A 5,333-nucleotide genomic window follows, 5' to 3' on the forward strand; every position below is an offset into this window, starting at 1 on the left:
ATTTGAATTTGCATAATCAGTAAGGTATTACCAGACTTTTACGGCTTTTCGTTTCCCATCTATCTTGAAAGGCAGAAGGCGGATGGCAGATGGCAGATGTAGAAATAACCCGCTTGGGGTTCAAACCCCAGGATAATAGCGAAAGTCCTCGTGCATAAGACTTCCAAGGAATTTTACTCTATTTTAATGGAGTTTAGCTATGCAGCCCTGAACTTGATTTCTGGGCGGGATTTGAGGCTTACTGAACATTGGTGCAATATTTGAGTTTTAACGAGTTTTAGTTTATCGCTGTGAGCTATAGTTCACAGCTTGATGCAAGATATAAATAATAAAAAATCGTATTTGTCGATACACCCCTTTTTTTTTACAGCACCTAACATTATTGGAACACAAGTGTTGTTTATTGCTACCTGAGGTTAATGAAGGTGCGTAATTTCGTCTCAGACTCAAGAAAGATTTATTGAAGTATATGCATCTGGAAAAATAAGCAAAAAACTACCCCAATGGGGTGATGTTAGACTTGACAAAAGTCTGCCATTATGCTTTTAACTATAAAAATACAAAGGAATTTACTATGCAGCAAAGAATGTGCTGGTTGTCTACATCTGGTGAGTATGGGGATAAGATTTTGCATTTGCAGACTGCACCTCATCAACCGTGGCGTCCTTATACAGCTTTTCCTCAATATGCAGTCCCAGATTATAAAATCCCGGGTGGTTCTAGAGGTTGGGCAACTTATCAGAAGCTTTTAAAGGCAGGTTGGACTTTAGTGCCAACAGCATTGGCAAACGAGTTTTCTCCTGCAAATGCTCCTGTAAAGCTTTAATTCGTAGTTTAGAGATTTATAGTTCTTTCGTATACGCTTTCACTAAATAATCAATCCCCGTGATTGCAGTACCAACAACTACAGCATATGCTCCTAAATTAATGGCTTGACGCGCCATCGCCGGAGACGCAATACCACCTTCACAAATCACGGGAACTCTTAAGTTTTTTACCATCTGAGTGAGGAGTTCCCAAGCAGGGGGAGAAAGATGGTTAGTAGCACTAGTGTAGCCAAATAGGGTAGTTCCTACCATGTCTGCACCAACGCTTGTTGCTGCGATCGCTGCTTCAATTGTATCTATGTCAGCCATCACTGGCTTACCCAACTTCTCATGAATTTGGGGAATAATGTCTGCGATTGTTTCACCACCAGGACGCTCTCTGAGCGTAGCATCTATGGCAATAATATCAGCCCCTGCTTCTGCTACCGCAACTGCATGATGAAACTGTGGTGTAATGTATACATGGTATCCAGATATTATTTGTTTCCATAAACCAATTATTGGTACTTTTACAGATTCTCGCACAGCATGTATATGGGCTGGCGTGTCAATACGTACTCCTTTAGCACCATTGTTGACTGCTGCTTGTGCCATTGCTGCAATCACAACCGAGTTATGTAGAGGTGAATCTATCGGCGCTTGACAAGAGACGATAAGTCCGTGGCGTAGCAATTCAATTGGCATAATTCATAATTCATAATTCATAATTTTATGATTGGTTCTGGTTGGACTGGTATCCAGACTGTAAAAATTGAACCAACACCAACCATAGATTCTACTTCAATTCGTCCCCTGTGTAGTTCCACAAGTTGTTTAGTTAATGCCAAACCCAGTCCCGTACCTTCGTAACGGCGACGGTAGGGGGTATCTAGTTGATGAAATTTTTCAAACAGTAATGGTAACTGTGCTTCAGGAATACCAATACCAGTATCTTCAACTTGAAACACTGCTGTGTCAGCTTCCATCCACAGGCGTAGAGTGACATTTCCACCTTCAGGCGTAAATTTGATCGCATTACTTAAGAGATTCCATAAGATTTGTTCTACTCTTCTAACATCGGCAGTAAAGCGATCGCTTTTTTGATCGACAAGTAACTCTAGTTTCAAAGTGACTTGCTGGCTGCTGGCTTTTTCCAGTAACGATGCAACTATATTTTCTGCGATCTTCACTAAAGAAAATTCTGTAATATTTAAAACAGCTTTACCTGCTTCGATCTGGGATAAATCCAGAATATCATTAATCATTTCTAATAGATGTTCGCCGCTGTCGTGGATGGTTTGCAGATATTCTCGTTGGCGTTGATTCAAATCTCCAAAAGACCACCTCAGTAAAGTTGCAGACATACCAATTACGTAAGTTAACGGTGTCAGTAATTCATGGCTGATGGTGGCAAGAAATTCATTGCGGAGCCGACTAGCAGCTTCCGCAGCAACTAAAGCGTCATGCAGCGCTACTGTGCGCTCAACGACTCTTTGTTCGAGAGTTTGTTTTTCTTGAGTCAGCGATCGCATTAACTCGGCTTGATGAATCGCGATCGCCAATTGTTCCGCAACAGAAGTTAGGAGACTTTTTTCACTCTCAATCCACTGACGTGTTCTGTTGCACTGATGAGCAATCAACAGTCCCCAAAGTTTATCTTCAAATACAATTGGAGCTATGAATTTTGAGCGGACTTTGATACTTCTTAAAGCATTCAACAAACACTCTTCTAAAACATAAGTTTTTTCAACATCATCTACAGCAACACTCAAACCTTGGCGATACCTTTCCCACCACGAAGAGTTAGGTACAAAGCAGTTTTCTTCTCCGTAGTTCAAGACAGAAGGAATAGTATCGTCAACACGGGATTCATAAATTACACAATTTGAAGATTGTGCTAAATTAAGTGATAATGAAGAATTTAAGGCGTGATTGTTTACTTGACCTATATTTGGAATGCCAAAACGAAAAATCTTATCGTTGAGTGATAAATTTAGCTGTCTCGGTTTTGGCTCAATCACATCGCCTAAAAAATTATCTTGAGAGAATAGCCCCGCAGGTAAATTATTGCTATTATTCGACTTCTGAGGACGGTTAAAAAGCTCCGCCACCTGTGGGTAAACTAACTTGCAAATTACTAACCGATCTAATTCCAAAAACTTCCGCACCTGCTCAATTGCTGTTACGATAATTACCGACAAGTCTAGACTTTGACGAGTCTGAGTTGTAATCTGATTCAATAGCCGCTCTTGAGCAAGTTGTTTGTTGAGGGCATTCTCCACTGGCTGACAAACAGAAGCCAAAGGAGTTGTAGAAGCTTGTGGTTGTGTGATTTCCTGATTTGACTGTGGCAGGAAAAAATCTAACAATAACAGCGTAAACTGACTTTGGAGTTTGACATCATTAGGAGCAAGAAGTTGACAAAAATAATTAATTTTATGGTATCGGGGAGAATTGTGTTCAAATAAATCTTTGATATTTGTGAGGAAAGAGGCGATCGCTTCACAATCAAATGTTAACTTAACATGCAACTGCTCCCGCAAATCCGCTTTTGGTTCTGCAAAACCCATCATCAAAGCACTAAAACCCTGAGAAATGACAACTGTAAATTTTTGCCTCTGCCATTCTTCAGGTTTACTGATCTGCTTCAGCACAGCTTCTGTCAGAACCACAGAATCACCTTCCACTGCTTGAGCCATCTGCTCTAACAATTCGCCAAGCTGATTAAATACCTCTAAAGGCAAGGTGCGAGAAAAGCTCAAATCAGGGGAACTAAGCATGTTCAAAAATTCGTGAAAAGAAGCTAGATGCAGTTGCTTAATTATTTTTTAATCGCGTTCTAATCAACAGTTTAAGATCCTCAGACAGGAATATGCATCGTATTAATGCCACTCCGGGAGGTTGGAACCCCCAATCAGAAGGTGTAAGCTTCCTAGAACAAACTCCAGCTCCCCTTGTATTGCTGACGGCTGCTGACACCGACATTCAAACTTTGGCAGCTGCAATCCCCAAGTTACCTACAAAATTTCCTGCATTTAGAGTTGCTAACCTATTGAACTTGCAGCATCAAATTAGCATTGATACCTATGCTGAGCAAGTTTTACAACTAGCCCAGGTAATTATCCTGCGCTTACTAGGAGGACATTCCTATTGGGCTTACGGGTTAGAGGTAGTCCAGGAAATAGCACAAAACAATGATATAAACCTCATTGTAATGCCAGGGGACGATGCTCTTGATCCTGCTCTTATGTCCCACTCTACCCTGCCCTTGGGTGTTGTGAACCAAATCTGGCGCTATTTTAATGAAGGTGGCACAGAAAATATTGCTAACGCCCTGAAATATATTGCTGATCATTGCCTTTCCACTTCCTTTAATCCACCACCACCCCAGAGTGTGCCGCGTGTTGGATTGTATTCTTGGCTGGGGAGATTGGGAGGTGGGGAACTCGGGGCCCCCACTCCCCCAAGGGAGTGGGGATTAGGGGAGATGGGGAGGTGGGGAGAAAAACCTCACCCCATCCCCCCATCACCCCATCACCCCATCACTTCCAAAGTCGGTATCCTCTTCTACCGCGCCCATTATCTGGCGGGAAATACCAAAGTCATCGATGCTTTGTGCGAAGCTTTGGTAAATCGAAATTTAGAACCCGTACCAGTGTTTGTTTCTTCGCTACGTGAACTCGATGTGCAAGAGGAGTTGAGCGAAATTTTTCAACCAAAAGACTCACAGCCGATATCTGTACTGCTGAATACTACTAGTTTTTCTTTGGCGCGGTTGGAAACAGAAGCACCCCAACTAGAACTGTGGCAAAAATTAGATGTGCCTGTTTTACAAGTAATTTTAAGTGGTGGTTGTGTAGAACAGTGGCAGGAGCAGTTTCAAGGACTTTCCCCCCGTGACGTAGCTATGAATGTGGCGCTACCGGAAGTAGATGGACGAATTATTAGTCGGGCTGTATCTTTTAAAGCAGTGGAAACTTGGCATCCCCAGTTAGAAACTGATGTCATGGTTTATGAACCTGTGCGCGATCGCATTGAGTTTGTTGCGGAATTAGCAGCTAATTGGGTGCGTCTGCGTTCTAAGCCGCCCCAACAACGACGTATTGCTCTGATTTTGGCAAATTACCCTACCCGTGATGGTCGCATTGGCAATGGTGTCGGGTTAGACACACCTGCTAGCTGTGTAGAAATTCTTCAGGCTTTACAGTTGGCAGGGTATGAGGTGGAAAAGATTCCTGGTACTGGTGATCAATTAATCCAGCTTCTCACTGCTGGGGTAACGAATGATCCGGAAGGTAGGGAGTTGCGTCCGGTGCAGCAAAGTGTTTCTGCGCGCGAGTATCAGGAGTATTTTGCTAGTTTGCCGCCAGAAGTGCAGCAGGGGATTTGCGATCAGTGGGAAAGTACTTTACTTGATGGGGAGGTAGGGAGATGGGGAAGGCGGGGGTCCCCTCTGGGGATAAGGGGCAGTGGGGAGAATATAAAATTAGATTCTCCTCATCTCCCCATTGCCCCCCAACCCCACAA

The 5,333-nt window shown here is 42.9% G+C and carries 4 protein-coding genes; 2 read left to right on the forward strand and 2 right to left on the reverse strand.

The window, feature by feature from the left end:
• Positions 1-586 precede the first annotated feature (586 nt).
• Positions 587-826, forward strand: a complete 240-nt coding sequence (locus tag UYI_RS0129875; RefSeq protein ID WP_081589277.1) for a hypothetical protein — start codon at positions 587-589, stop codon at positions 824-826.
• A gap of 16 nt (positions 827-842) precedes the next feature.
• Here UYI_RS0129875 and UYI_RS0129880 read toward each other — a convergent pair whose 3' ends face one another.
• Together UYI_RS0129880 and UYI_RS0129885 are read right to left on the reverse strand one after the other, a co-directional pair.
• The gene (locus tag UYI_RS0129880; RefSeq protein ID WP_016870359.1) at positions 843-1,511 is read right to left on the reverse strand and encodes an N-acetylmannosamine-6-phosphate 2-epimerase; all 669 of its coding nucleotides are present in this window, start codon (positions 1,509-1,511) and stop codon (positions 843-845) included.
• A 17-nt stretch (positions 1,512-1,528) separates the two neighbouring features.
• Positions 1,529-3,586 (reverse strand): GAF domain-containing sensor histidine kinase, encoded by a 2,058-nt coding sequence (locus UYI_RS0129885; RefSeq protein WP_016870360.1) that lies wholly within the window; start codon positions 3,584-3,586, stop codon positions 1,529-1,531.
• Between the two features lie 92 nt (positions 3,587-3,678).
• Here UYI_RS0129885 and UYI_RS0129890 point away from each other — a divergent pair.
• Positions 3,679-5,333 (forward strand): cobaltochelatase subunit CobN (locus tag UYI_RS0129890; RefSeq protein WP_016870361.1); only part of this gene is annotated, 1,655 nt, incomplete at its 3' end.

The organism is Fischerella muscicola PCC 7414, assembly GCF_000317205.1.
GTDB lineage: Bacteria > Cyanobacteriota > Cyanobacteriia > Cyanobacteriales > Nostocaceae > Fischerella > Fischerella muscicola.

What these genes read in the sequence shown, in the direction of transcription:
- UYI_RS0129875 (WP_081589277.1), top strand. Translation starts at nt 587, where the DNA reads ATGTGCTGGTTGTCTACATCTGGTGAGTATGGGGATAAGATTTTGCAT.
- UYI_RS0129880 (WP_016870359.1), bottom strand. Translation starts at nt 1,511, where the DNA reads ATGCCAATTGAATTGCTACGCCACGGACTTATCGTCTCTTGTCAAGCG.
- UYI_RS0129885 (WP_016870360.1), bottom strand. Translation starts at nt 3,586, where the DNA reads ATGCTTAGTTCCCCTGATTTGAGCTTTTCTCGCACCTTGCCTTTAGAG.